Source organism: Burkholderia pseudomultivorans, assembly GCF_001718415.1.
Lineage (GTDB): Bacteria > Pseudomonadota > Gammaproteobacteria > Burkholderiales > Burkholderiaceae > Burkholderia > Burkholderia pseudomultivorans_A.
On record NZ_CP013377.1, the window covers coordinates 2,493,712 to 2,519,854 of the forward strand.

Below are 26,143 nucleotides of genomic sequence, written 5' to 3' on the forward strand. Positions count from 1 at the left end.
GGCCGGCCCGCCCGCCCAACCGATTTTTCTGGAGAACCCGTCATGTCCGATTCGAATCCGCTGCCGCTGCGCGTGCTGTTCTGCTGCGGCGTGTCGCAAAACTTCTTCGACCTGCCGCGCGAGCAAATCGGCGAAGTCTGGCAGGCGTACGGCGCGATGCTGGCCGCCGTCGAAGCGATGCCGGGCGTGCGCGTGCTCGGCGTGATGGACGACGACCGCCTCGTCGTCGGTCACGCCGACGGCGCGCCATGGACGTTCTACATCATGGCCGACGTCGCCGACTTCGACACCGCGGTCGCGGTCTGCAACCTGTATCGCACGACGCCGGTCGGCGAATACAACCTGTGGCGCTACGGCAAGATCGAGGCGCGCGTCGGTCGCGCGCTGAGCGTGCCGCCGGCGGCGCGGCCGGCATCGTGAGGCGCGCGATGACCACGCCCGCCACACCGGCGACGGACCTGCACGACCGGCTCGACGCACTCGCGCGACGCGTCGCCGCGCTCGACGCCGAACGCGCGGTGCGGGCGACGATGACGCGCTACATGGCGCTGTGCGACGTGCCCGAGGATGCCGGCGACGGCCCCGATCTTGCCGGCCTGTTTACCGCTGACGCGGTATGGGAAGGCATCGGCCCGCAGTACGCGCGCAAGTTCGGCCGCCTCGAAGGCACGGACGCGATCGTCGCGATGCTGCGCCGCTACCTGCCGCCCGAGCCGCATTTCTCGGCGAACCTGCACTTCCTGACGTCGGAATCGATCGACGTCGACGCCGCTGGCGCGAGCGTGCGCGGCCGCTGGATCATGCTGCAGGCGTCGCGCTACGCGGACCATGCGGCCGAGCTGATCGCCGCGCGGCTGACCGTCGATTTCGCGCCGGCCGCCGACGGCAGATCGTGGCTGATCCGTCATTTCCGCACCGAGCGCGTGCTCGACGGCCCGTGGCCGCTCGCCGCCGCAACCCGGCCCTGAACCCTTCCACCGCGTTCGCGCGACACCGCACATGACAGGCTTCATCGACACTTTCACGCTCGGCGGCCCGGGCCCGACGATCGCAATCAAGGACACGATCGACATCGCGGGCCACCCGACCCGCGCCGCGAGCCGCGCGCTCGCCGACGCGCCGCCCGCCGCGCAGCACGCCGACGTGGTCCGCCTGCTGCTCGACGCGGGCTGGCAGATCGCCGGTAAGGCGAACATGCACGAACTCGCGTTCGGGATGACCGGCATCAACGACTACACGGGCACGCCGGTCAATCCGCAGGACGCGTCGCGCATTCCGGGCGGCTCGTCGAGCGGCTCGGCGTCGCTCGTCGGCGTCGGCGCGGTCGATGCGGCGCTCGGCACCGACACCGGCGGCTCGATTCGCGGGCCGGCCGCATGCTGCGGCGTGTTCGGGCTGAAGCCGACGTTCGGCCGCGTATCGCGGCGCGGCGTCGCGCCGGCCGTATCGTCGCTCGACTGCGTCGGGCCGTTCGCACGCGATGCGCGCACGCTCGCCGCCGCGATGGCCGCGATCGCGCCGGGCTTCGACCTCGCGCGCGCGACGACGCCGGCGGCGGACTGCACGGTCGCGCAGGTCGTCGTCGATGCCGATCCGGCCATCGCCGCCGCGCTCGACGGCGCCGTGCGCGCGGCCGGCTACCGGTCGCACGCGATCGTGCTCGACGACCTGCGCGCCGCATTCGACGCGGGGCTCGCGGTGATCAATGCGGAGACGTCGCATGCGTTCGGCCATCTCGTCGCAACGGGCCGGCTCGGCGCCGATCTCGACGCGCGGTTGCGCGCGGCCGCGACGACGACGCCCGCCGCGCTGGCCGAAGCCGAAGCCGTACGCGCGCGCATCACCGCGCAGATCGACGCGGCGCTCGAACACGCGGACGTGCTCGTGCTGCCGACGCTGCCCGCGCTGCCGATCACGCTCGAACAGGCCCGCAACGGCGTATCGGTGATCGCGATGTCGTCGCTGATCCGGCCGTTCAACCTGAGCGGCCATCCGGCGCTCAGCGTGCCGCTGCCGCTTGCCGGCTCGCCGCTGAAGGCCGGCCTGCAGATCGTCGGGCGCAAGGGCGCGGACGAACGGGTGTGCGCGGTCGCCGCGCATCTCGAAGCAGTGCTGGCCGCATGACGAACGATGCATGCGCGCCGTCGCGCATGCCAACCAGGGAACCCCGAACCATGTCCGACCGAGTCGTCCTCGTCACCGGCGCCGCCCGCGGGCTCGGCGCCGTCATCGCCGCGCGCTTTCATGCGGCCGGCTATCGCGTCGCGCTGGCCGACATCGCCGTCGACGCGATCGAAGCCCATGCCCGCGCGCTCGATCCCGACGGCGCGCGCGCAATCGCGCTGCCGCTCGACGTCACGTCGAAACGCGATTTCGAGGCGGCGCGCGATGCGCTCGTCGCACACTGGGGCGCGATCGATGTGCTCGTCAACAATGCGGGCGCGTCGAAGGTCGTGCCGGTGATGGAGATCACCGCCGAGCAGTTCGACCAGGTGATCGACGTCAACCTGCGCAGCGTGCTGTTCGGCTGCCAGGTATTCGGCCACTATTTCGCGACGCGCGGCGCGGGCCGCATCGTCAATATCGCGTCGCTCGCGGGGCAGAACGGCGGCTCGGCGACGGGTGCGCACTACGCGGCCGCGAAGGGCGGCACGCTGACGCTGACCAAGGTGTTCGCGCGCGACCTCGCCGCGCAGGGCGTGACTGTGAACGCGATCTCGCCGGGCCCGCTCGATCTGCCGATCGTCTACGAGAGCGTTGCGCCGGACAAGCTGCGCCAGGTGCTCGCGAGCCTGCCGGGCGGCAAGCTCGGCTCGGCCGGCTTCGTCGCCGATGCGGCCGTGCTGCTCGCGTCGGGCGACGCGCATTTCGCGAACGGCGCGTGCTGGGACATCAACGGCGGGTTGTACATGCGGTGAAGGCGGCGCGCCGCAGCGTGTGCGCGATGCGGGGCGATGCGCCTATGTGCACGCAGGAAGCGGCCGGCGCGCCTAGTGCGACGACGCGTCGTCGCCGCCCCACACGACCATCACGTCGCGCACGAGCGCGGCGATCGACGTCGCGCCGAGCTTTTCCTTGATGCTCGCGCGATGCACGTCGACGGTCTTCACGCTGATCGACAGGTCCGATGCGATCTGCTTGCTGCCCTTGCCGTCCACGACGCCGCGCAGCACCTCCTTCTCGCGCGCGGTCAGCGCATCGAGCCGCTGGCGCAGCTCGCGATGACGCCGGTCGACCGCATGCCGCTGCTGCGCGAGCCGCAGCGCGCGCTGCACGCGTTCGAGCATCTGCTGCGAGTTGTACGGCTTCTCGACGAAATCGATCGCGCCGTTCTGCAGCGCGCGCACCGACATCGGAATATCGCCGTGGCCGCTGACGAAGATCACCGGCAGCGTCGCGCCGCGCGCGTTCAGTTCCGCCTGGACGTCGAAGCCGCTCTTCTCCGGCATGCGCACGTCGAGCACCAGGCACGCGGGCAGATTCGCGTCGAAGCGCGCGAGGAAGTCCGCCGCATTCGCGAACCCTTCGGAGACGATGCCGACCGATTCGAGCAACCATGCGAGCGAGGTCCGCATGCCGCTGTCGTCGTCGACGATATATACGATCGGAGCGGGTGACGTCATCGGGGTGTCTCGCGGGATATCGGTATGGGTCTCGAACGCGCGGCGCGCGCGTTCGGCAGAGCGGTGCGGCACATCATAACGAGCCGAAAACATGCTGAAAAGCCTTTCACGTCCCGCATGCACGCACGCCCGCACATTTTTTCGCGCGGCGCGCGATGCATCTAGGTAGAACCTTTAGACGCGTTGGCGGCAACGCCATCTCCGCCATCAATCGTGCGAATGGTCGCGCGCTTTTTCGCGACGTACGCTTGGTTCATCGTCGACGATCCGGCTGCAACCCGCGCATGCGATCGCCCTCTTCGTCCAGTCAGGAGCGTTCATGTCCTCAACTTCCGTCCCGTCCGATATCCGGCAACCGGCGCGCGTCGAACCGTCCGATGCGCAGAAGGCCTTCCGGCAGGCGATGGCCCATCTCGGCGCCGCCGTCAACGTGATCACGACCGCGGGGCCGCACGGCCGCTGCGGGATCACCGCGAGCGCCGTGTGCTCGGTCACCGACGCGCCGCCGACGGTGCTCGTCTGCCTGAACCGGTCGAGCGCGATGCGCACGGTCTTCGAGCGCAATCGCCATGTCTGCATCAACGTGCTGCCCGCCGAGCACGAACTGCTCGCGCGGCATTTCGCGGGGCTGACCGAGCTGCCGATGGCGCGCCGCTTCGAACTGCCCGTCTGGGATCGCGGCGAGCAGGACGTGCCCGTGCTGCGCGACGCGCTCGCGAGCCTGCAGGGGACGATCGCCGAGATGAAGGAAGTCGGCTCGCATTCGGTGATGTTCATCGAGGCGACGACGATTCGCGTGCGCGACGACGGCGACAGCCTGATCTATTTCAGCCGCGCATTTCATCGCGTCGCACGGACGACCGGTCTACGCTGAGCGGCACGGGCGCCGGCCGGTTATGCGGGCGTCCGCAGCGCGCGCTGCCCGGCCGCGAGCGCCGCGCCCGCGAACAGCGTCAGCGCCGAATACACGAGCCCGCGCGCGAGCCCTGCGCTGTCCGATACCCAGCCGATCGCGACCGGCCCCGCGATCTGGCCGAACGCGAAGACCGTCGTAAACGCGCTGATGCCTTTCGCCCAGCCGTCGGGCGGCAGGTTGTGCCGTACGAACGCGGTCGTCGACGCGACCGCCGACAGGAAGGTCGCGCCGAACAGCACACCCGACGCGAACGCGGCGACCGGATGCACGACCAGCGCGGGCATCAGCGTCGCGACGCCGAGCAGTGCGTTGAGCACCGCCAGCGCCTGGCCGCCGCGCATCCGGTCGAGCAGCCCCGACCACAGCCGTGCCGATACAACGGTCGCGACGCCGAGCATCACGTAGAACGCGGCGACCACGGTGCCGCTCATTCCCGCGCCGCGCAGCAGTGCGACGATGAAGGTCATGTAGCCGATATAGCCGACGCCGAACAGCCCGTAGCCGGCCAGCGCGAGCGCGAAGCGCGCGGGGCCCGCGGTCGCGGCCGCCGCGGCGGTGCCGCGCGGTCCGGCCTGCACCGGATGGGCGTGCTCGATGCGGCGCGCGGCCGACACGGCCGCTATCGCGAACAGCGCACACGCGAGCGCGAGCGCGAACCATGCCGGTTGCCAGCCGTGCATGCGATGCACGAGCGTCGCCGGCACCAGCAGCGACGACGCGACGATGCCCCAGCCCGTGCCGCCGTAATAGAGCCCGAGCAGCAGGCCGGCATCGCGCGGCGACGCCGACGCGAGCCGCGCGGCCAGCACGCCGCCGCTGATGAAGATCAGCGCGCTGCCGACGCCGGTCGCGAGCCGCTGCGCGAGCAGCGCGTCCATGCCGGAACTGAGGCCGCATGCGGCCATCAGGCACGCAGTCAGCGCACAGCCGGCCGCGAGCAGCGTGCCGGCCGCCCAACGCCGCGACAGCAGCGGAAACGCCAGCGCGCCGATCAGGTAGCCGGCCGCATTGGCCGTGTTCAGCGCGCCGGCCTGCGCGAAGCTCCAGCCGAGATCGGCCTTCATCGGCGGCAGCAGCAGCGCATACGAGAAGCGCGCGAGGCCAAGCGCGATCGCGCTGCCGAGCGACAGGCAGATCGCGAGCCGCCACGCGGCCATCCGATCGGGGTCCGTCGCGGCGGCCTCGGGCTGCGATGCGCCGGCGCGTTTTGCTGGCGACGCTGTGCGCATCGGATCGTCTCCGTTGTAGTTCGAGTCGTCGCGTGTTTGCATGCTGTTACGCCTGCACGTCGCCGCCAAGCCACTTGTACATCACGAGGCAGTCGACGAACCCGTGGCGCGCATGACGATACGCGCGCGGCAGCCGGCCGACGACGTCGAACCCGAGTTTCTGCCAGAGCGCGACCGCCACCTCGTTGGTCGCGACCACCGAATTGAACTGCATCGCGAGAAAGCCGCGCTCGCGCGCGACCTGCTGCGAGTGCTCGCACATCAGTCGCGCGACGCCGCGTCCGCGTGCGGCCTCGCCGACCATGTAGCCGCAGTTGCAGACATGATTGCCGGGGCCGGCGGCGTTCGCCTTCAGGTAGTAAGAACCGAGCAGCACGCCGTCCTCCTCGGCGACCCACGTGCACAGCGGCGCATCGAGCCACTGCGCGCGCGCCGCGTCGGGCGTCGTCGCGGGATCGAACGCATAGGTTTCCTGCGCAGCGACCACCGCGTGATAGATGGGCCAGAACCGGGCAAAGTCGTCGTCGGTCATCGGGCGAAGCGTGATCATGCGGATGCTCTCTTCAAGTAGATAGTGCGCACGGCGTCTGCAGTGCAAAGCGCGACGATGCGAAATCGCCGCCGCCGATTTCCTGAAACGGCTCGCAGCCGGACGCCGAATGTAGTTTTGGCCCCGATACTAAATTAATTGCCCCGACCCAGCATTGGTGTTTTCCCACGCCGCCCGAACCATCGGCACCGATGCTTGCGACGATGCGACATCGTTTTATGAAAAGCGACCGGTTATTTTTTTCCATCACGCGCGCCCGGCATGATCTCGCGTACGCGGCGACCCCACGCCGTGACGACAACCATCCTGCACCGGCGGAGACGACATGAAGAAAGGCCCCTCCCTCAAGATCCTTGCGCTGCTTTGTTGCATCGGCATCCAGTACGCGACGTCCGCGGTCGCTGACGAACCGAAGAAGGTCGCGTTCGTCGACACGGGCAACACCGGTCGCAGCGTGATGGCCGAAGCGATCGCCGGTCAGCTGATCGAGCAGCGCCATGCGCACATCGCGGTAATCTCGCGCGCCGTCGACGAGGACCCGTACGACGTGAAGCCCGAGGAAAACGGCGTGATCCTGATGAAGCGGCGCGGCATCGACACGTCCGCGCATCGCTCGGTGCAACTGAGCGCGAACGACGTCAAGCATTCCGACGTGATCCTGACGATGACCGACAAGCACAAGGAGAAGGTGCTTGCGCTCTACCCGTCGGCCGCAGGCAAGGTGTACACGCTGGCCGAATATGCGACCGGCAAGCACCAGGACGTGCCCGACGCATGGGGCAAGCCGATCGACTTCTACGAGTCGGTGACCGCGCAGCTCGACATGTTCATCCCGCCTGCGCTCGACAAGGTCGCGACGACGGCGCCCGCCAAGCAGTAACGCCCGGCTGCCTGCCGGCCCGCGCGCGCGATGCGCTGCGGCCGGCGGGCTGCCGCCTTGCACGCAAGCTTTCCCGCCTTCGCGCCGCCCCCGGCGCGCACGCCCCCCGCATCGATTTCCCTGTACCTCCTCCACCTCGCCCGGCCATTCGGCCGAATCGCCGCCGTCCGCGTCGAATGAAAGAATGTTCGTGGTCCACATCACCGGGATCACGTCGCCGGAAACGCCGAACCCGAAAGGCAGCGCCATGCCGGCTGCCGGCGCCGGTATCCGGACCGCATCATTTTTCTTCCACCCATGTAACTTATAAGCTACAATGCTCTCCAAGTTCGAACTGCTTCGCTATCGACGCGACGACGGTCGCGAGCCTTTCACCGAATGGCTGAACGCCGTGCGCGACAAGACCGTGCAGGCGCGCATCCGCGAACGGCTGCGTCGCGTGGAGGCGGGCAATTTCGGCGATTGCGAGCCGGTCGGCGAAGGGGTGATCGAACTGCGCATCCATGTCGGCGCCGGCTATCGCGTGTATTTCGGCCGGTACGGCGACGCGCTGATACTCCTGCTGTCCGGCGGCGACAAGCGCCGTCAAGCCGACAGCATCCGGCACGCGAAGGAATGCTGGTCGAACTGGAAACGGAGGCAAATGTGAGCAAGCTCAAAGGCGCGGTGTCGCACCACGACGCGGAAGTCGCCGAACTGCGCGCCGACCGCGAACTCGCGGTCGCGTATCTGAAAGTCGCGATGGAATCGCTCGACGATCCCGACAACCGCGCGGGCGCGCTGCTCGCGCTGCGCACGGTCGCGGAGGCTTACGGCGGGCTCGGCGCCGTCGCGGCCGAAGCCGGCATCAGCCGGGAATCGCTGTACCGCACGCTGTCGCCGAACGGCAACCCCACGCTGAAAACCCTGCTCGCCGTCCTCAAGACCGTCGGCCTGCGCCTGTCGGTCGTGCCGGCCGATCACGCATCCGCGTAAGCGCGCCCGTCGGCGCCGCCGCTTCGCCGCTCACGGCTCGACCGTCCACACCAGCAGCACCCCGCCGGGCGCCGCATCCATCCGCGCTGGCGGATGCACGATCGTCGGCGCGATCGCGAGCGCCTGCGCAAGCGTCGCCGCATCGTCGATCGGCGTCGTGCGCACGATCGTCATCAACCGCGCCGGGTGATGCAGCGTCTCGCGATACAGCGCGCCGTACCACAGCGGCCGCGTGCCGCGCGCATCCGACAGCACGTACGGATAGCGCCACAGCCGCAGCACGAGTCGGCTGTCCGGGCTGCCCGGCTCGACGCGAACGAACACGCGATGCGTGCTCTCGCCGTGCGTATAGCGCGGCAGCACCGGCAGCGTATCGGCCGACGCCTGCGGCAGCAGCCAGCGCAGCGCGGTCTGCGGCGACCACGGCGTCGCGCGCTGCCAGCCGGCCAGCGCGAGATGGCGAGCGAGCGTGTCCGGCGCCACGCACCATTGCAGCGGCAGATACTCCTCGCGATCGCCGCCGATCTCGGTGCGCCGCATCGGCACACGCTGCCAGCCGCCGCGCATCCACTGGTCGACGGTCATTGCGACCACGTCGCCCGGATGCGGACGCAAGCCGCGATCGGCCTGCCATTGCGCGGGAATCATCCACACGCCGGCGGTCGCCAGCACCACGACCAGCGTCACCAGCGCCCCCACCGGCTGCACGTGCTCGCGCACGCGCCAGTACGCATACGCACCCGCCAGCAGCGCGAACCACGCGAGCCCGAGACTCCAGCCGCCGAGCAGGCCCGACAGCCACGTGTCGCCGACATACAGCCGCGCGAACCCGCCCAGCACGATCCACAGCACGACCGCCGTGACGACCGGAATGCGCCAGAGCACAGGCCGGTCGCGCACGAGCAGCCAGCCGACACCGCTGCTCGCGAGGATCGCGAATGCCGCGTCGGCATCGGGCAGCGGCATGTGCGGCGCACCGGGCGGCAGGCTCGCCGGCGTCGCGCCCGGCGGCGTGATGCCGAACGCCGGCACGAGCACGATCGCGATGCCGATCGTCGCGAGCCACCACGCCGCGCTGAGCCAGCAACGATGAATCATCAGCCACACGAGGAACGCGGCCGACACGATCAGCCCCGCATCGCGCCCGTGCAGCACGGCGAGCGCGCGCATCGCGGCGTCCACCGGCGGCGTGCGCAGATTCTGCAGGAACACGTAGAGCGCGACATCGGCATGCATCAGCGAATCGTTCGCGACGACATCCTGCACGACGCCGCCGAACAGCCACACGCAGCCGACGAACAGCAGCGCCAGCACGGGCACCGCGCCGGGCAGGCTGCGCGCGTGCGCGATCGCGTCGTGCAGCCGCGCGCCGAACCGCGGCCAGCGGCGTGCGCACGCATGCACAGCCGCGACCAGCGCCCGGCGCAGCAACGGCCAGCCGCGCCGCAACGTGATGCGCACGCCGAACCACACCGCCGCGACCAGCGCGGCGACGACCATCAGGATCGCGGCGACCCGCACGCTGATCGCCGCGGCCAGCACCGCCGATGCGCCGAACAGGATGCCCGGCGCGACGTGGACCGGCGCCCAAACCAGCGCCGATACGACATTGACTGGATAGAACGACCGGCGCGGCAGCGTCGCGCAGCCGACCACGACCGGCACGACCGCCCGCACCGGCGCGAGAAAGCGGGCGAGCACGATGCTCGTCGTGCCGTGGCGCAGCACGAACTGCTCGCCGCGCTCATACGCGGCCGCGTAGCCGAAGCGCACCCACCAGTTGCGGATCATCCCGCGATGGCGACGCCCGAGTTCGTAGCTGATGCCGTCGCCGACGATCGCGCCGGCGGCCGCGATGCCGATCGTGATCCAGGCGTCGAGCGCGCCGGCCCCGATCAGCGCACCGGCCGCGAACATCACGGCGCCGGCCGGCACGATCGTGCCGATCAGCGCGATCGCCTCGGCGCAGGCGGTCGCGAACACGATCGCCAGCACGAGCGAAGGATGCGCGCCGATCGTGCCGAGCCACGCATGGATCATGTCGCTCATGGCGCGCTCCGGGAAACGGCGCCACCGCGCACCGGGCGCCGCTCAATCGCGGGGGAAACGTTCATCGGTTCATCTGCGCGTGCATGCCGTCGCGCGATCGGGGTGCGTCAGTCGAATTCGTGCTGACGCGCATCGGCCTCGAGCGGCGCGGCATCGTAGCCGACCGTCGCAATCTCGTGCAGATAGCGCGCAAGAAACGCGCCTACCGACCCGGCGGCCTCGTACTGATGCACATGGCGGAATTCGTGGGTGAGCAGCCGGCGCGTATCGTGCCCGCGCAGCACGAACACCGCATGGCCGAGCGTCAGGCCGATCGTGCCGGGCGACAGCAGCCCGGTGTCGCGCGCGATCGCCGCGAGCGTCGGCGTATCGGGAAACGGCAGCCGATCGGCGACCACCACGCGGACCCGTTCCGGCTGCGCGACGCCGACCGACCGCGCGTCGTCGGCCTGCGACGGCGTCAGCGGCAGGCCCTGCGCGAGCCCGCGCGCGGCCTGCGCTTCGGCCCATGCGACGGCGTCGGGCAGCGCGGACGACAGTATGTCGGCAAGATCGATCATCGCGGGCGCTCCTCCGATCGCAGGGTGGTTTCGGGCACCAGTTTAGTCCCGAATCGGGCCGGTCCGCGACGCGGCGCGCCGCATGCTCCGGCCGGCCGCTCGCGGGCGCGGCCAACGGGACGATCGACCGAGGTCGACATCAGGGATTACCCTTGCCCCGTCCGCGCCGATTATTTCGTTTCGGCATACATTCCGCCCGTTGTCATCCCGAAAATTTCCCCGATGTGTATCGTTTTTCGAATCGACGGAATATATTGATCAGAAGAACCGTCGCGGCGGCGAGCAGTTCGGCTGTCCCGCCGCGCCATCCCGAAGAGGATCGCCAGGGTCTGTTTACCTATGAAACGTACATGCGAATGCCCGAAACCGCTCGCGGCACCACGCGCGGCGAGCGTCGTCCGGTCGAACCGGGCAAGCGGCGAGCGACGTCGGCAGGTGGACGAGTCGAAACGCTCCCGCGACATGAACCTGCCAGCCTGGGGTTGCCTCGCGAGCGGCCGTTCGCGACGCAATGCACCTCCGTTTCACAGGGAAGCCGACCGTAGATGATCCGCGTCATTCTCGCCGACGACCATGCAGTCATGCGCGACGGACTGCGTTACATCCTCGAGACGGCCGGCGGCTTCGAGATCGTCGGCGAGGCGAGCGACGGCGCGGCCACGCTCGCGCTGGCCGAGCGCGGCGTCGCCGACGTGCTGCTGCTCGACCTGTCGATGCCCGCGCCGACCGGCATCGAGCTGATCCGGCTGGTCAAGACCCACGCGCCGTCGCTGCGCACGCTCGTGCTGACGATGCACGCGGAGGCGCAGTACGCGGCGCGCGCGTTCAAGGCCGGCGCGACCGGCTACCTGACGAAGGACAGCGCGACGGCCGAGCTCGTCGAAGCCGTCGGCAAGGTGGCCGCGGGCGGCGTCTACGTGAGCCCGTCGGCAGCCGAGAGCCTCGCGCGCACGCTGCGCACGCCGGCCGAGACGCTGCCGCACGAACACCTGTCCACGCGCGAGCTCGACGTGATGCGCCGCATCGTCGCGGGCCAGACCGTCACGCAGATCGCATCGGCGCTCGACCTCAGCGCGAAGACGGTCAGCACGTACAAGATGCGGATTCTCGAGAAGATGGAACTGCCGCACGAAGCCGCGCTGATCCGCTATGCGGTGCGGCACGACCTCGACCTCGGGATCGACGACGCATGACGCACGCGCCCGCCTTCCCTCCCGCTTCCGACGACGACGATCCGGACGGCTCGCGCCTGTTCATGTCGTCGCTGCCGCCCGGACGACGCGAGCGGCGCGTCGCGATCGTCACCGTGCTGATCTCGGCCGCGCTGTTCGTCGCGCTCGTGCCGTTCGCCGGCCGGCCGCTCGCGCCGGTGTTCGGCTTCATTCCCGTGTATCAGTCGGCGATCGTCGTCAACGACATGGTGACGGCCGGCCTGCTGCTCGGCCAGTACGCGATCCTGCGCGAGAAGGCGCTCGTCGTGCTCGCGGGCGGCTATCTGTTCACGGGCTTCATGGCCGGCACGCACATGCTGACCTTTCCCGGGCTGTTCGCGCCGACCGGCCTGCTCGGCGCCGGCGAACAGACGACCGCGTGGCTCTACCTGTTCTGGCACGGCGGCTTTCCGCTGACGGTCGCCGCCTACACGCTGCTGCGTACGGCGCCGCGCCCGCGCCCCGTGCCGGTGCCGCGCCGCGCGGTGATTCCGGTGATGCTGTGCATCGCCGCGGCGGCGGCCGCCACCGTCGCTCTGGCGCTGCTCGCGACCATGGGCCACGACCTGCTGCCGCACATCATGCGCGGCAACCGGATGACCGCGACGATGTCGAACGCGATCACCTTCGTCTGGATGCTGAACCTGTTCGCGCTCGTGCTGATGTGGCGACGGCGCCGCCGTCATTCCGTGCTCGACCTGTGGGTGATGACGGTACTCATCGCCTGGCTGTTCGACCTCGCGCTGTCGTCGATGCTGAATCACGGGCGCTTCGATCTCGGCTTCTATGCGGGACGCACCTACGGCCTCGTCGCGTCGGGCGTCGTGCTGTTCGCGCTGCTGTTCGAAAACGGCCGCCTGCATGCGCAGACGGTGCGTGCGCTGGCGGGCGCGCGCTTCCAGCATCAGCTCGTGGTGCAGAAGAGCGCGCAACTGAACGATGCGAACGAACGCCTCGAACAGCGCGTGGCCGCGCGCACCGCGCAGCTGAGCGCGTCGAACCGCGACCTGCGGCGCGAAGTCGGCGAGCGCGTGCGTGCGCAGCGGGCTCTGCAGGCGTCGCGCGAGGAACTGCGCGAGATCGCGGCGATCAGCGCGAGCGCACGCGAGGCCGAGCAGCGCCGCATCGCGCGCGAACTGCACGACGAACTCGCGCAGACGCTCGCGACGCTGAAGAACGATCTGGAATGGCTGCTCGACCGCGTGCCGCAGGACGATGCGTCGCTGGCGCGCAAGATCGCGGCGATGCATGCGCTCGCGCGCGGCGCGGTCGCCGCGACGCGCCGCATCGCGTCGGACCTGCGTCCGCTGATGCTCGACGATCTCGGCTTCGCGGCGGCGATGCAATGGCTGGTCGAGGATTTCCGGCACCGTCACGGGATCGGCTGCACGCTGCACGTGACGCCGCCCGAACTGCAGCTCGACGAACCGTATGCGACGACGGTGTTCCGCATCGCGCAGGAAGCGCTCGCGAACGTGGCGCGGCACGCGGCCGCGTCGCGTGCGGAGGTGACGCTCGTGCGCGGCGACGGCACGATCGCGCTGACGATCCGCGACGACGGCGCGGGCTTCGATCTCGGCGCGCCGCGCAAGTCGGGTTCGTTCGGGCTGGTCGGCTTGCGCGAACGCGCGTACCTCGTGGGCGGCACCTTGACGATCGAAGCCGAGCTCGGCAAGGGAACGAAGGTCGAGGTCGATATTCCGCTGGCGTCCGCTCAGGTCGCGGTCGCCGATGACGAAGGCGGCACGTCGCCGGCGAACGGATAGGCGGCGAGTTCCCGCCCTGTCACGCCTGCGCGGTCGCCAGCGCGCGCTCCGAGCGCGTCCATGCGACCAGCGCGCCGATTCCGAGCAGCGCCAGACAGACGATCGGCACGATCATCGGCCCGAACGCGGTGCCCGTCACCTTGCCCGCGAACGGCATCAGGTTCTGGCTGAAGAAGCCGCCGAGATTGCCGATCGAGTTGATCGCCGCGACGCTCGCGGCCGCCCGCGCGCCCGTGAAGTAACGCGGCGGCATCGACCAGAAGCACGGATACAGCAGCGGAATGCATGCACCGCCGAGCACGAGCGCGACGAAGCGCAGCGGCGTCGAAGGCAGCACGAGGCTCAGCAGGAAGCCGAGCGCGCCGAGCGCCGCGACGATCGCGATCGTGCGCAGGATGCTCTTCGCGCGGCGCAGCTTCGCCGGCAGCCACGACAGCAGCAGCACCGCGAGCGCCCACGGCAGCATGCTCAGGAAGCCGTTGACGGTGCTCGACACGCCGAACGACTTCACCAGCGTCGGCAGCCAGTACGTGACGCCGTAGAGCGACGTCGACATCAGCATGTAGGTCGCCGCGAACAGCATCACGCGCGGGTCGAGCAGCGCCTTCCACGGCTGCGCATGCTCGGCCTGTGCAGGCTTCTCGCGTTCGAGCGCGGCCGCGACGACCTGCTTCTCGCGTGCATCGAGAAAACGCGCGTCGCTCAGCGAGGCCGGCAGCACGCGGAACACGACGATCGCGACGATCACGGCCGGAATGCCGGTCGCGACGAACACCCACTGCCAGCCCGCGAGCCCCCACACGCCGTTCAGGCTCAGCAGCGCACCGCCGACCAGCGAGCCGAGCATGTTCGCGAGCGCGCTGCCCAGCGTGAAGATGCCGAGCACCTTCGCGCGATAGCTCTGCGGAAACCACAGCGTCAGGTAATAGATGACGCCCGGATAGAACCCGGCCTCGGCGATGCCGAGCACGAAGCGCAGCGCGCAGAACGCGGGCATCGACGTCGTGAAGCCCATCAGCACCGTGATGAGCCCCCACGTCAGCATGATCCGCGCGAGCCAGACGCGCGCGCCGTAGCGATGCAGCGCGAGCGTGCTCGGTACCTCGAACAGCAGGTAGCCGATGAAGAACAGCGACGATGCGAGCCCGAACGCGGCCTCCGTCATCCCGAGGCTGTGCACCATCTGCAGCTTCGCGAAGCCGACGTTCTGGCGGTCGATGAAGGCGATCAGGAACATCACGACGAGGATCGGCATCAGGCGCCGCGCCATCTTCGACATGATGCGCTGTTCTTCGGCGGACGCAGGGTCCAGGGTTTCGGTGGCGCTCACTGCATGCTCCTCGTGAATCGGTTGCGGATAGGATCGGATGGGTGTCGCGCGCCTGACGCCGCGCGCGGGTGAATGATGTCGACCGGTGTCGTGCGGCCGCGATCGCCGGCGTTCAGCCCGAGCGGTAGTCGTCGAGCATCGGCGCGAACATTTCGTGCCAGGCGCGCGGCTTCGCCTTGATCGTGCCGGCCAGATACAGGAAATCGACGTAGTCCATCAACTGGTTCGGGCGCACCGAGAAACGCGTTTCCGGCGCGGCCAGCATCTGCATCACGTCGTCGTGCGACACGCCGACGCCGGACGACGCCGCATACAGCGCGGCCGCCGCGCGCGGATCCTGCGCGATCAGGCGGTTCGCTTCGTCGAGCGCGCCGAGAAACGCGGCCGCGAGCGCGGGCTGCGCATCGACGAGCCGCTTCGGCGCGAACACGACGTCGAGCGTCAGCGGGCCGAGCACGTCGACGGAACGGACGACGCGATGAATGCCCGGCTGCCGCAGCTCGAGCGTCGAGAACGGCGGCGACGTGAAGTGCGCGGTCACGCCGTTCTCGCGGCGGATCAGCGCCTGCATCGCCTGCGGATGCGGCAGATTCACGGTGATCGAATCGAGCTGCGCGAAATGCGCGGGACCGAGCTGCCGGCTCGCGACCATCTGCAGCACGACTGCCGACAGCGACGTGCGGATGCCCGGCACCGCGATCCGGTCGGACGGCGTGAAGTCGTGCAGCGTCGCGAGGCCCGGACGGTTCGCGTTGAGCGACAGCGAGGTCGTCGACAGCCCGCTGATGCCGATCACCTCGACGTTCGGAATGCCGCGCGCCCGCGCCCACAGCTCGATGAAGCCCGGTGCGCCGGCGGCCGCGAAATCGAGCGTGCCGGCCATCATCGCGTCGTTGACGGAATTGCCGCCGTCGAGCAGCACCCACTCGACCGCGACGTCGCGCACGCCGTGCCGAGCCGCATGTCGTTCGAACAGACGCTGCTTCTCCATCACGAGCAGCGGCAGGTACAGCACGCCATAGCCCTTCGAGATCCGCACCGTGCGCGGCTGCGCACGCACCAGCGCCGGCGCGGCGAGCGCGCCGAGCCCGGCCGCGACGAACGCGCGGCGGCGCAGCGATGTCGTCATGCGCATGCCTCCCGCGCGCATCCGGCGCACGGCATGCGGCACGCGATGCGACGCGGGCGCACGCCGGCCCGCAACGCGCCGCGCCGCACGTTCGGCGCGCCCGTGACATGCTGCATGGTGTCGTCTCCTTGGCTATTGGATTTCATCGCTTTCATCGCCTTCTCCGGCTCGACACAGGTTATCGAGCGAGTCTGAGAAAATGCTGACATCCCGGCCTCGGGAAAACCCCTAAACCCTCTTGTCTGCAGAACGGCACCATGCGCATTCTCGTCGTTGAAGACGATGCCGAAATCGGCGCGGCGGTCCGCAGCCGCCTCGCGCGGCTCGGCCACGCGGTCGACCTCGAAACCGACGGCGCGACCGCGAACGGCCTGCTGCGCGTCGAGCGCTTCGACCTCGTCGTGCTCGACGTGATGCTGCCCGGCCTCGACGGCTTCGCGGTGCTGCGCAACCTGCGCGCCTCGGGCAGCACGACGCCGGTGCTGCTTCTCACCGCGCGCTCGGCGATCGACGACCGCGTGAGCGGCCTCGGCCTCGGCGCCGACGACTATCTGGTGAAGCCGTTCGACTATCGCGAACTCGATGCGCGCGTGCAGGCGCTGCTGCGTCGCAACAGCGGACACGCGAACGACGTGCTGACGCTCGGCGGCCTCGTGATCGACCGCAGCAGCCGGCTCGCGGAACTCGACGGCCAGCCGCTGTCGCTGTCGCGCCAGGAGTTCGCGCTGCTCGAAATCCTGGCCAGCCGGCCGCAGCGGATCTTCTCGAAGGAGGAACTGCTGAACCAGCTGTTCAGCTTCGGCAACGAGCCGACCGCGAACGCGGTCGAGCAATACGTGACGCGCGTGCGCCGCAAGCTGTCGGGCAGCTCGGTCGAGATCCGCACCGCACGCGGGATGGGGTATCAGATTGCGGCGCTTTGACTGGTTCCCGAAGACGCTGTTCGGACGCACGCTGCTGTTCGTCGCGCTCGTCGTCGCGACCGGCGCGTTCGCGCTGGCGGGCATCGCGCGCTATTACGCGGGCGTCGCGGCCGAGCGCGCGTACGACCAGCTGCTCGCCGGCGCGGCGATCCAGGTCGCCGAGAACCTCTATGTGCAGGGCGGCGTGCTCGCGCTGAATCCGCCGGTGGCCGCGCTGTCGACGCTGTCGCGCTACGACCTCGTCTACTACAAGGTCGTCGATTCGCGCGGCATCGTCGTGGCCGGCTACAACGACCTCGCGAGCCCCGCGACGCTCGCTGCCGCGAAGCAGGGCCCCGCGTTCGCGAACGCGACCTACCAGGGGCACGCGGTCCGCACCGCGAGCATCGCGCGCTACATGCCCGAGGAGCGCGTGCCCGGCTGGGCGCTCGTCACCGTCGCACAAACCACGCACGCGCGTCAGCAGCTGACGAACGACATGAGCTTCAAGGTCTGGACGCTGATCCTGCTGATGAGCGTGCTCGCGATCGGCGCGAGCGGCCTCGCGATCCGGCGCGGGCTGCGCCCGCTCGCGCAGATCGGCACGATCATCGCGGCGCGCGACCCGGCCGACCTGCGGCCCGTCGCGGTCGATACGCCGAGCGAGATCGACGCGATCATCGGCGCGATCAACGGGCTGATGCACCGCCTCGCGGAACGGATCAACGCGATGCAGCGCTTCATCGCCGACGCCGCGCACCAGATGCGCACGCCGCTCGCGCGGCTCGACGCGCAGATCGAGCTGCTCGACGGCGAAGCCGATCCCGCGCGCCACGCGGCGCGGCTCGATGCGCTGCGCGCGACCAGTGCGGACGTCGGCCGGCTCACCGGCCAGCTGCTCAATCACGCGATGGTGATCCATCGCACCGAGGTCGTGCCGCTGCAGCCCGTCGATCTCGCCGCGCTCGCGAAGGAAGTGCTCGGCCGCACGATCCCGCTCGCGGGCGAGCGCGACGTCGCCGTCGCGTTCGCGAGCGACGCGCCGCACGCGTGGATCGACGGCGACGCGATCAGCCTGCAGGAAGCGCTGTCGAACGTGCTGCACAACGCGCTGCTGCACGGTCATGCGGACGATATCGTGGTGTCGGTCGCGAGCGCGAAAGACGCGGTGACGCTGACCGTCGCCGACAACGGGCGCGGCATCCCGCGCGAGCATTGGGAGGCCGCATTGCAGCCGTTCGTGCGGATCGCGCCGGACGGCACCGAGCGCCGCACCGGCTCGGGCCTCGGGCTCGCGATCGTGCAGGAAGTGATGAAGGCGCATGGCGGGCGCGTCGAGTTCGCGTTTCCGGATACGGGCGGGTTTGAGGTCGTGTTGAGGTTTCCGAAGGCTGCGCGAACGGGCTAACGTCTACTCGCGAATCGACAATCGTCGCGGTTGCCCATCGCCATCGATTCAGTTCGTCATACCGCCGGCCGTAGAACATGCGGCACGGCATGTCGACGCCGGCGCGCGCACCGCACTCACGCCGTCACCGCCTCGCCGCCCAGATACGCATCGCGCACGCGCTCGTCGTCGAGCAGCGTCTTGGCCGCGCCTTCGAGCACGACGCGCCCCGTCTGCAGCACGTACCCGTAGTGCGCGATTTCGAGCGCGAGGCTCGCGTTCTGCTCGACCATGAACACCGTCACGCCCTGCCGGTTGATCGTATCGATCAGCTCGAGCACCTTGTCGACGTAGAGCGGCGACAGCCCCATCGTCGGCTCGTCCATGCAGATCAGCTTCGGCCGCGCCATCAGCGCGCGCGCCATCGCGAGCATCTGTTGCTCGCCGCCCGACAGCGTGCCGGCGCGCTGCGCGAGTCGTTCGCGCACGCGCGGAAAGAGGTCAAGCACACGTTCGTAGTCGTCGGCCACCGCCGCGCGATCGCCGCGCGTGTACGCGCCCATCAGCAGGTTCTCGCGCACGCTCATGTCGCCGAACAGCCGCCGCGCCTCCGGCACGGCCGCGATGCCGCGCCGCACGCGCTGCGGCGTCGCGAGGCCCGTCACGTCGTCGCCGTCGAAGCGCACCACGCCGCGGCGCGGCCGCATCAGCCCGAGGATCAGCTTCATCGTCGTCGACTTGCCGCTCGCGTTGCCGCCGAGCAGGCTGACGATCTGCCCGCGGCCGACTGCGACGTTCACGTCGAAATGCACCTGCACCGGTCCGTAGAACGTGTCGAGATGTTCGAGTTTCAGCAAGGCGTCGGTCATGGTCGTATCGGATCCCGAAGAAATCGTGCTCATGCGGCCGCCTGCGCCGCGCGATCGGCCGGTGTGCCGCCCGCGTGGCGGCGGCCGAGATAGGCTTCGATCACGCGCGGATCGTGGCGCACGTCGCGCGGCGCGCCTTCGGCGATCTTCACGCCGTTGTCGAGCACCATCACGCGATCGGACACGCGCATCACGAGTTCGAGCTTGTGCTCGATCAGCAGGATCGTCAGGCCGCGCGCCTTCAGCGAGCGGATCAGCTCCAGCATCTCCGCGGTCTCCGTTTCGTTCATCCCGGCCGTCGGCTCGTCGAGCAGCAGCAGGCGCGGATGCAGCGCGAGCGCGCGGCCGATCTCGACGCGCCGCCGGTTCGCGTACGACAGGCTGTGCGCCGGATGATCGATGCGCGGCGTGAGCCGCTCGCCGAACCCGGCGACGATCTCGCGCGCCTCGTCGCGCAGCGCCGCTTCCTCGCGCCGCACCGACGCCGGGCGCAGCAGCGCGCGTACAACTTCGGCCGCCGCGCCGAGCACGGGCCAGCCCGGTCGTGCCGCGCGCAGCCGCGCGTGCGCGCCGATCAGCACGTTGTCGAGCACGCTGAGGTTGCCGAACACGCGGCCATGCTGGAACGTGCGCGCGAGTCCGAGCGCGGCGAGCCGTTCGGGCGCCGCGCCCGTGACGTCGCGGCCGTCGAACGTCACGCGCCCGGCATCGGGCCGGTCCGCGCCCGCGATCAAATTGAACAGCGTCGACTTGCCCGCGCCGTTCGGTCCGATCACGCTCAGCAGTTCGCCTTCGGCCAGCGTCAGGCTCGCGCCGTCGAGCGCCGTGACGCCGTCGAAGCGGCGCGTCAACCCCTGGACGTCGAGCAAGGACGGTTGGGTGGTGGTCATCGCTTTCCTCCTCACACCGTGCCGAGCAATCCCTGCGGCCGGAACCGGACGAGCAGCAGCAGCACGAGACCGTAGATCAGCATCCGGTAGTCGGCCGCCCAGCGGAACAGTTCGGGCAGGCCAATCAGCGCGAGCGCGCCAACAATGCCGCCGAGCACGTTGCCGAGCCCGCCGAGAATCACCATCGTCAGCGCGAGGATCGACACCTGCGAATCGAAGGTCTGGTGATTGATGTAGCTGTACAGGTGCGCGGCGATGCCGCCACTCACGCCTGCCGCGACACCGCCGACCGCGAACGCGATCGCCTTGTAGCGGTTCGGTGCGATCCCGTGCGCGCGCGCGGCGACGTCGTCCTCGCGCACCGCGCGCAGCGTGCGGCCCAGATGCGAGCGCAGCAGCCGCACCTGCACGAGCGCGAATGCGACGAGCACCGCCAACGTGAACCAGTACGCGGCCTGCGCGGTCGACGCCCACGGCAGCGGCGCGATGCCGGTGATGCCGAGGGGCCCTCGCGTGAGGCCATCCCAGTTCAGGATCACGAGGCTTACCACTTCGCCGATGCCGAGCGTCGCGATCGACACGTAGTGACCGCGCAGCCGGAACGCCGGATAGACGAGCAGCGTGCCGAGCACGGCCGTGATCGCGCCCGCGCACGGAATCGTCACGGCCGGCGACCAGCCGAGATCCGACGACAGCAGCGCCGACGCATACGCGCCGATCACGAGCAGCGCCGCATGGCCGAGCGAGATCTGCCCGACCGTGCCGGCGACGAGCGTCAGGCTCAGCGCGAGCAGGCCGTACAGCCACGCGTTGGTCAGCGTCTGCAGCACGTATGGCGATGCGCCGAGCCAGGGCAGCACGGCCGCGAGCGCGACCAGCGCGACGATCGCCGGGCGCGGCACGCGCAGCGCCTTCGCGGCCGCGAGGAAGGTGCCCGTCATCGGCTCGGGCGGCAGCGCGCGGTTCGCGCTGAACAAGCCGTTCGGCCGCCAGACGAGGAACACGATCAGCAGCCCGAACGCGAACAGGTCGCGATAGCTCGTGCCGAACAGCGCGACGCCGTAGCTTTCGACGAGCCCAAGCAGCAGGCTCCCCGCGATCGCGCCCGGCACGTTGCCGAGCCCGCCGATCAGCAGCGCGACGACGCCTTTCAGCGTCGCCTGGAAGCCCATCGCCGGATCGATGCTGTTGTAATACATGCCGACCAGCAGCCCGCTCACGCCGCCGAGCGCGCATGCGATCGCGAACACGGTCTGGTTTACGCGGTCGACGTCGACACCCATCTGCAGCGCCGCGTCGCGATCCTGCGCCGTCGCGCGCACGGCCCAGCCGAGTCGCGTAAAGCGCAGGAAGCCGTACAGCAGTGCGGCCGCCGCGATGCCGATGCCGGCGATCAGCAGATCGAGCGACCCGAGCGTGGCGCCGCCGAGCCGCAGATGCCAGTCGGGCAGCGGCGTCGGCACCGCACGCGGGTCCGCGCCGAACGCGAGCTGCGCGAGCTGGTCGAGGATGAAGCTGATGCCGATCGTCGCGAGCAGCGGCGCGATGCGCGCCGCATGACGCAACGGCCGCAGCCCGATCCGTTCGATCGCGACGCCGAGCGCGCCGCAGCCGACGACGACCGCCGCGAATGCGACCGGCAGCGGCAGCCCGAAGCGCGTCAGGCACAGCCAGCCGATGAACGCGCCGACCATATAGACCGAACCGTGCGCGAAGTTGATCAGATGCGACACGCCGAAGATCAGCGCGAGCCCGACGGCGAGCAGCGCATAGATATTGCCGACGATGAGGCCGTTGAGCGTGTAGTCGAGCCAGGATGCCATTGCGATGCGTCCGGTACGGTTCAGCGTGCCGCGAGCTGCGGCCTGGCGCCGTCCCACAGCGCCCACCGGCCCTGCTTCACGACGAGATACACGGTGCGCGCGCCCGCGACGCGGCGCGTCTGCGGATCGAAGCGCACCTTGCCGAAGATCACGCTCGGCACGTCGCTGATCTTCGCGAAGCCGTCGTGCGCGGCCTGGCGCGTCGTGCCGTAGCGGCGCAGCACCTCGGCCGACAGGATCAGCGCGTCGTACGCGCGCGCAACGAACGAGTCGGGATCGGCGTGGAATTTCGCGCGATAGCGCTGCACGAACGCCTGCACCTCCGGGCGCGGTTCGGCCGGGAAGAAGTTCGATTCGGTGTAGACGCCTTCGACGGCCGTGCCGCCCAGTTCGAGGAACTTCGGCGAATACACGGAACCGACTGCCGCGATCGGCAGCGCGATGCCCGAGGTGCGCGCCTGCCGCACGATCTGCGCGCCGTCCGCGTAATACGAGATCAGCACGATCGAGTCGGGCTTCGACTCGCCGATCCGCACGAGCGTCGAGCGGAAATCCTTTTCGGCCGGTTGATAGCCTTCGGCCGCGACGACCTGCGCGCCGAGCGCCGCCGCCGCCTTCGCGAAGATGTCCTTGCTCGTGCGGCCCCAGTCGGTATTCAGGTAGAGCACCGCGATCCGCTTGAAGCCGAGCTCCTTCACGGCGTAGCGCGCGAGCAGCGGCTGTTCCTCGGCCTGGCTCAGCGCCGTGCTCCACAGATAGTCGCCGCCCTTCGTGAAGTCCGGATGCGAGTTCGTGAAGCCGAACTGGATCAGCTGCCCGCGCTGATAGATCGGCGACGCGGCCATCGATGTCGCGCTCGAAAAGTCGCCGAGCTCGATCACGACGCGCGGATCGGCGACGAACTTCTGCGCGATCGCCACCGCCTGACGCGGATCGCTGCGGCTGTCCTGGAAGTCGATCGCGAGCGGCCGGCCGTGTATGCCGCCGCTGCCGTTGATTTCGTCGAGCGCGAGGTCGAAGCCGCGCTTCCACTGCTCGCCGTATTGCGCGTCCTGCCCCGTGAGCGGCCCGCTCACGCCGACGACGACCGGCTCGCCCGAGACGCCTGCCGCGAGCGCGGTGCCCGTCGACAAGCCCCAGGCGGCCGCGAGCGCCGCCACCGTGCCCAGCACGCGCCGCCATGCGCCGCGCGCGTCGTTCCCCGAAACGTTCATGGATCCCCCAACGTCAGTCAGTAGAAAAGAGTGAGGGCATGAAACCATCGGGGTCCGGACGATCCAACGAAGTTTTGCGCATATCGATATCGCGGCGCGCGCGTAGCGCATCGTGCGCTTCGACGCCGACTTCATACGCGGCATCGCGCAGGCGCGACGAGGTTCGCCCATCGTATTGATTCGATTGCCGTTTCCGGTTCGGCGGTGCGCGTGCGAGATGCGCATGTGCGCATAGCCGGCAATGACGACGCGCGCGTCCTTCGCAGTTTTCGCGCTGTCGATAGCAAAAATCATTATAAGAATCGCGCATGCTCACGCTCCTACAATGCGCAAATCGCATCATCGGAACGCGTCATGGAGCTGCATCAACTCGAGGCCTTTTCCGCCGTCATGTCGGCCGGCAGCGTGACCGGCGCGGGCGAACTGCTCGGCCGCTCGCAACCGGCCGTCACGCGGCAGATCCAGGAACTCGAGGCCGATCTCGGCTATGCGCTGTTCGACCGTCACGGCCCGCGTGTCACGCCGACGCGGCGCGCGTTCCTGCTTTACGAGGAAGTCGAGCGTTCGCTGATCGGCCTGCGCGCGATCGACGCGCGCGCCCGCGCAATCGGCAGCGAAATCGCTCAACCCGTGCGCATCGCCGCGACGCCCGCGCTCGCGGCCACGATCGTGCCGGCCGCGCTCGCGGCGCTGCCCGACGACGCGCACGCACCGCACTACCAGTTGCGCAGCGAATCGGCCGAGCACGTCGTGCACGAAGTGCTGGCCGGCACCGCGGACGTCGGGGTCGTCACGCTGCCGATGGCGCACGCGGGCCTCGACGTGCACTGGATCGCGCAGATGCCCTGCGTCGCGGTGCTGGCCGCCGACGATCCACTCGCGGCGAAGCCGCGCATCGCGCTGCGCGATCTCGCGCGCCGCCGCATCGTGACCGTCGCGAACCGCCATCGACTGCGCCAGCGGATCGATACCGCATTCGCCGCCGCGCGCATCGAGCCGCGCGTATTCATCGAGACCAATGCGTCGCTCAACGCGGTGATGGCCGCGCGCGCCGGCGTCGGGATCGGCATCGTCGATCCGGCGACGGGTGTCGCGCTGCCGGTGGACGGCGTCGTCGCGCGGCCGCTCGACGTCGACATTCCGTTCGCGTTCGGCGTCGCGACGCCGGCCGGCAAGATGCGCACGGCGGCCGTCGATGCGCTGCTCGATGCGTTGCATCGCACGACGCGCGCGTTGTTCGACGATGCGTTCTTTCACGATGCGTCCGCACACGACGCGCTGCTGCGCGGCGACCGCCCGCGCACGCGGGCGCGGGTGCGCAGGACGCGCCGGGCGGTTTCCGCATGACGGCTTTCCGCACCCTTTCGAACAACGAAACGAAGGACGAAAAATTCGCATGACGACCTCACTCGACGCACTCGAATCGCGGCTCGCCGAGGACCTGCGCTGGCTCGACCTGCCCGCGCCGTCGTGGGTGCCGCCGCGCGACGTCGACGGCGAGCGCGTGCTCGACGTCGCGATCGTCGGCGGCGGGATGGCGGGGCTCGCGGCCAGCGCCGAACTGCGGCTGCTCGGCATCGGAAACCAGTGCGTGATCGATCGCGCGCCGGCCGGCTACGAAGGCCCGTGGGTCACGTTCGCGCGCATGGACACGCTGCGCTCGCCGAAGCAGCTTGCCGGCCCCGCGCTCGGGCTGCCCGCGCTGACGTTTCGCGCCTGGTTCGAAGCGCAATACGGCCGCGACGCGTGGGACGCGCTCTACAAGATTCCGCGTACGCAATGGATGGACTATCTGCGCTGGTATCGGCGCGTGCTCGACCTGAACGTGCGCAACGACACGACGCTCGTCGCGCTGCGCCCGCGCGACGACGGCCTGCTCGCGCTCGATCTCGACACGCAGGGCTACGCGCAGACGCTGCTCGCGCGCCACGTCGTGCTCGCCACCGGCCGCGACGGCCTCGGCGGCCCGTACGTGCCGCCCGTCGCGCAACGCGCGCCGCGTACACGCTGGGCGCACTCGTCGGAACCGATCGACTTCGCGGCGCTGGCCGGCAAGCGCGTGGGCGTCGTCGGCGCCGGCGCGTCCGCGTTCGACAACGCGGGTACCGCGCTCGAAGCGGGCGCCGCGCGCGTCGACCTGTTCTTCCGCCGCACGGACATTCCGCGCATCAACAAGCTGACCGGCATCGGCAGCCCGGGCCTCGTGCACGGCTATGCTGACCTCGACGACGCCAGCAAGTGGCGCTTCATGCATTACGCGCTGACATCGCAGACGCCGCCGCCGCGCGACAGCGTGCTGCGCGTGTCGCGCCACGCGCAGGCCTTCTTTCATGCGGGCAGCCCGATCGAGACGCTTGCCGAGCATGCGGACGGGCTCGAAGTCACGACGCCGCGCGGCCGCTACGTCGTCGACTTCCTGATCTTCGCGACCGGTTTTCATTCGGACTGGACGACGCGCGCGGAATTCGCGGCGTTCGCTGCGCACGTGCGACGCTGGAAGGATCGCTATCGCCCTGCGCCCGATACGTGGCTCGACGAGCTGGCCGAGTCGCCCGATCTGGGCCCCGCATTCGCGTTCCAGGAGCGCGAGCCCGGCGCGTGCCCGGCCGTGACACGCATCCACTGCTTCAACCATGCGGCGAGCCTGAGCCACGGCAAGCTGTCCGGCGACATTCCCGCGATCAGTGCGGGCGCCGAGCGGCTGGCGCGCGGCATCGCGGGCCGGCTGTTCGACGCGGACCGCGAGCGCCACTACGACGCGCTCGTCGCGTTTTCCAACGCCGAGCTGCAAGGCGACGAATGGCGCGACGCCGATGCGTGAGCGCCTGTTCCATTGACGA

General features: G+C 69.7%; 28 protein-coding genes. 14 read left to right on the forward strand and 14 right to left on the reverse strand.

All coding sequences use genetic code 11. From position 1 onward, the window contains the following. Positions 1–42 precede the first annotated feature (42 nt). The 4 genes from WS57_RS10740 to WS57_RS10755 are packed head-to-tail and all read left to right on the forward strand — an operon-like array spanning position 43 to position 2,918. Positions 43–420, forward strand: coding sequence for a hypothetical protein (locus WS57_RS10740; RefSeq protein WP_009695569.1), 378 nt, complete (start codon positions 43–45; stop codon positions 418–420). Positions 421–428: 8 nt separating this feature from the next. Continuing rightward, positions 429–968, forward strand: coding sequence for a nuclear transport factor 2 family protein (locus WS57_RS10745; protein WP_059515847.1), 540 nt, complete (start codon positions 429–431; stop codon positions 966–968). Positions 969–999: 31 nt separating this feature from the next. Continuing rightward, positions 1,000–2,124 (forward strand): amidase, encoded by a 1,125-nt coding sequence (locus WS57_RS10750; protein WP_069244183.1) that lies wholly within the window; start codon positions 1,000–1,002, stop codon positions 2,122–2,124. Between the two features lie 50 nt (positions 2,125–2,174). After that, entirely contained in the window at positions 2,175–2,918 is a 744-nt protein-coding gene (locus WS57_RS10755; protein WP_069244184.1) for an SDR family NAD(P)-dependent oxidoreductase, read from the forward strand. A gap of 72 nt (positions 2,919–2,990) precedes the next feature. Here the strand turns inward: WS57_RS10755 and WS57_RS10760 are convergent, their stop codons facing one another. After that, positions 2,991–3,623 carry a response regulator transcription factor gene (locus WS57_RS10760; RefSeq protein WP_009690901.1) on the reverse strand — a complete coding sequence of 211 codons (633 nt, stop codon included), beginning with the start codon at positions 3,621–3,623 and terminating at the stop codon, positions 2,991–2,993. A gap of 319 nt (positions 3,624–3,942) precedes the next feature. Here WS57_RS10760 and hpaC point away from each other — a divergent pair, with 319 nt between their 5' ends. Then, positions 3,943–4,497, forward strand: a complete 555-nt coding sequence (hpaC, locus tag WS57_RS10765; protein WP_069244185.1) for a 4-hydroxyphenylacetate 3-monooxygenase, reductase component — start codon at positions 3,943–3,945, stop codon at positions 4,495–4,497. A gap of 20 nt (positions 4,498–4,517) precedes the next feature. On the opposite strand, the gene WS57_RS10770 is transcribed toward hpaC, so the two are convergent. Together WS57_RS10770 and WS57_RS10775 are read right to left on the reverse strand one after the other, a co-directional pair. Then, positions 4,518–5,768 (reverse strand): YbfB/YjiJ family MFS transporter, encoded by a 1,251-nt coding sequence (locus WS57_RS10770; RefSeq protein WP_069244372.1) that lies wholly within the window; start codon positions 5,766–5,768, stop codon positions 4,518–4,520. Positions 5,769–5,814: 46 nt separating this feature from the next. Then, a complete protein-coding gene (locus WS57_RS10775) occupies positions 5,815–6,318 on the reverse strand; it encodes a GNAT family N-acetyltransferase (RefSeq protein ID WP_040130408.1) in 504 nt (167 codons plus the stop codon). Positions 6,319–6,643: 325 nt separating this feature from the next. Here WS57_RS10775 and WS57_RS10780 point away from each other — a divergent pair, with 325 nt between their 5' ends. The 3 genes from WS57_RS10780 (at position 6,644) to WS57_RS10790 (ending at position 8,173) form a co-directional block, all read left to right on the forward strand. Then, on the forward strand, positions 6,644–7,198 hold the full coding sequence (locus WS57_RS10780) for a protein tyrosine phosphatase (protein ID WP_059515855.1): 555 nt from the start codon (positions 6,644–6,646) through the stop codon (positions 7,196–7,198). 316 nt (positions 7,199–7,514) lie between these two features. Then, positions 7,515–7,847 (forward strand): type II toxin-antitoxin system RelE/ParE family toxin, encoded by a 333-nt coding sequence (locus WS57_RS10785; RefSeq protein WP_009694246.1) that lies wholly within the window; start codon positions 7,515–7,517, stop codon positions 7,845–7,847. Next, positions 7,844–8,173 carry an addiction module antidote protein gene (locus tag WS57_RS10790; protein ID WP_009694245.1) on the forward strand — a complete coding sequence of 110 codons (330 nt, stop codon included), beginning with the start codon at positions 7,844–7,846 and terminating at the stop codon, positions 8,171–8,173. The genes WS57_RS10785 and WS57_RS10790 overlap by 4 nt, the downstream gene beginning before the upstream one ends. Positions 8,174–8,203: 30 nt before the next feature. Here the strand turns inward: WS57_RS10790 and WS57_RS10795 are convergent, their stop codons facing one another. The 3 genes from WS57_RS10795 to WS57_RS36970 all read right to left on the reverse strand — a co-directional run bounded on the left by WS57_RS10795 (position 8,204) and on the right by WS57_RS36970 (position 11,246). Beyond that, positions 8,204–10,222, reverse strand: a complete 2,019-nt coding sequence (locus tag WS57_RS10795; protein ID WP_069244186.1) for an LssY C-terminal domain-containing protein — start codon at positions 10,220–10,222, stop codon at positions 8,204–8,206. Between the two features lie 107 nt (positions 10,223–10,329). Next, on the reverse strand, positions 10,330–10,782 hold the full coding sequence (locus WS57_RS10800) for a hypothetical protein (RefSeq protein ID WP_059480899.1): 453 nt from the start codon (positions 10,780–10,782) through the stop codon (positions 10,330–10,332). A gap of 170 nt (positions 10,783–10,952) precedes the next feature. After that, entirely contained in the window at positions 10,953–11,246 is a 294-nt protein-coding gene (locus WS57_RS36970; protein ID WP_155774286.1) for a hypothetical protein, read from the reverse strand. Positions 11,247–11,327: 81 nt separating this feature from the next. Here WS57_RS36970 and WS57_RS10805 point away from each other — a divergent pair, with 81 nt between their 5' ends. Together WS57_RS10805 and WS57_RS10810 are read left to right on the forward strand one after the other, a co-directional pair. Then, positions 11,328–11,975 carry a response regulator transcription factor gene (locus WS57_RS10805; protein ID WP_009694240.1) on the forward strand — a complete coding sequence of 216 codons (648 nt, stop codon included), beginning with the start codon at positions 11,328–11,330 and terminating at the stop codon, positions 11,973–11,975. Then, positions 11,972–13,759 (forward strand): sensor histidine kinase, encoded by a 1,788-nt coding sequence (locus WS57_RS10810; RefSeq protein WP_069244187.1) that lies wholly within the window; start codon positions 11,972–11,974, stop codon positions 13,757–13,759. The genes WS57_RS10805 and WS57_RS10810 overlap by 4 nt, the downstream gene beginning before the upstream one ends. A 19-nt stretch (positions 13,760–13,778) precedes the next feature. On the opposite strand, the gene WS57_RS10815 is transcribed toward WS57_RS10810, so the two are convergent. From WS57_RS10815 to WS57_RS36975, 3 genes are all read right to left on the reverse strand, one after another. After that, the gene (locus WS57_RS10815) at positions 13,779–15,089 is read right to left on the reverse strand and encodes an MFS transporter (RefSeq protein ID WP_009694238.1); all 1,311 of its coding nucleotides are present in this window, start codon (positions 15,087–15,089) and stop codon (positions 13,779–13,781) included. A gap of 112 nt (positions 15,090–15,201) precedes the next feature. Beyond that, on the reverse strand, positions 15,202–16,218 hold the full coding sequence (locus WS57_RS10820; RefSeq protein ID WP_069244373.1) for an ABC transporter substrate-binding protein: 1,017 nt from the start codon (positions 16,216–16,218) through the stop codon (positions 15,202–15,204). Next, positions 16,215–16,373, reverse strand: a complete 159-nt coding sequence (locus tag WS57_RS36975) for a hypothetical protein (RefSeq protein ID WP_155774287.1) — start codon at positions 16,371–16,373, stop codon at positions 16,215–16,217. Before WS57_RS36975 ends, WS57_RS10820 begins: the two co-directional genes overlap by 4 nt. Positions 16,374–16,475: 102 nt before the next feature. Between WS57_RS36975 and WS57_RS10825 the strand changes: the two genes are divergently transcribed. After that, positions 16,476–17,141: a response regulator transcription factor gene (locus WS57_RS10825; protein ID WP_009691654.1), complete on the forward strand. Its 666-nt coding sequence runs from the start codon at positions 16,476–16,478 to the stop codon at positions 17,139–17,141. Continuing rightward, on the forward strand, positions 17,128–18,528 hold the full coding sequence (locus tag WS57_RS10830) for a sensor histidine kinase (protein WP_009691653.1): 1,401 nt from the start codon (positions 17,128–17,130) through the stop codon (positions 18,526–18,528). Before WS57_RS10825 ends, WS57_RS10830 begins: the two co-directional genes overlap by 14 nt. Before the next feature lie 116 nt (positions 18,529–18,644). Here WS57_RS10830 and WS57_RS10835 read toward each other — a convergent pair whose 3' ends face one another. Genes WS57_RS10835 through WS57_RS35685 form a run of 5 tightly spaced genes read right to left on the reverse strand, consistent with a single transcriptional unit; the run spans position 18,645 to position 23,613 of the window. Continuing rightward, complete coding sequence (locus WS57_RS10835; protein WP_009691652.1) at positions 18,645–19,409, reverse strand: ABC transporter ATP-binding protein; 765 nt, start codon at positions 19,407–19,409, stop codon at positions 18,645–18,647. Beyond that, complete coding sequence (locus tag WS57_RS10840; RefSeq protein ID WP_069244188.1) at positions 19,406–20,266, reverse strand: ABC transporter ATP-binding protein; 861 nt, start codon at positions 20,264–20,266, stop codon at positions 19,406–19,408. The genes WS57_RS10835 and WS57_RS10840 overlap by 4 nt, the downstream gene beginning before the upstream one ends. 11 nt (positions 20,267–20,277) lie before the next feature. Next, positions 20,278–22,089 carry an ABC transporter permease gene (locus WS57_RS10845; RefSeq protein WP_069244189.1) on the reverse strand — a complete coding sequence of 604 codons (1,812 nt, stop codon included), beginning with the start codon at positions 22,087–22,089 and terminating at the stop codon, positions 20,278–20,280. Positions 22,090–22,109: 20 nt separating this feature from the next. Next, positions 22,110–23,303, reverse strand: coding sequence for an ABC transporter substrate-binding protein (locus tag WS57_RS10850; RefSeq protein WP_059602096.1), 1,194 nt, complete (start codon positions 23,301–23,303; stop codon positions 22,110–22,112). A gap of 13 nt (positions 23,304–23,316) precedes the next feature. Then, entirely contained in the window at positions 23,317–23,613 is a 297-nt protein-coding gene (locus WS57_RS35685) for a hypothetical protein (protein WP_236871885.1), read from the reverse strand. Between the two features lie 44 nt (positions 23,614–23,657). Between WS57_RS35685 and WS57_RS10855 the strand changes: the two genes are divergently transcribed. Continuing rightward, positions 23,658–24,650 (forward strand): LysR family transcriptional regulator, encoded by a 993-nt coding sequence (locus WS57_RS10855; RefSeq protein WP_009694538.1) that lies wholly within the window; start codon positions 23,658–23,660, stop codon positions 24,648–24,650. Positions 24,651–24,699: 49 nt separating this feature from the next. Then, complete coding sequence (locus WS57_RS10860) at positions 24,700–26,124, forward strand: NAD(P)-binding domain-containing protein (protein WP_059602093.1); 1,425 nt, start codon at positions 24,700–24,702, stop codon at positions 26,122–26,124. Positions 26,125–26,143 lie beyond the last annotated feature (19 nt).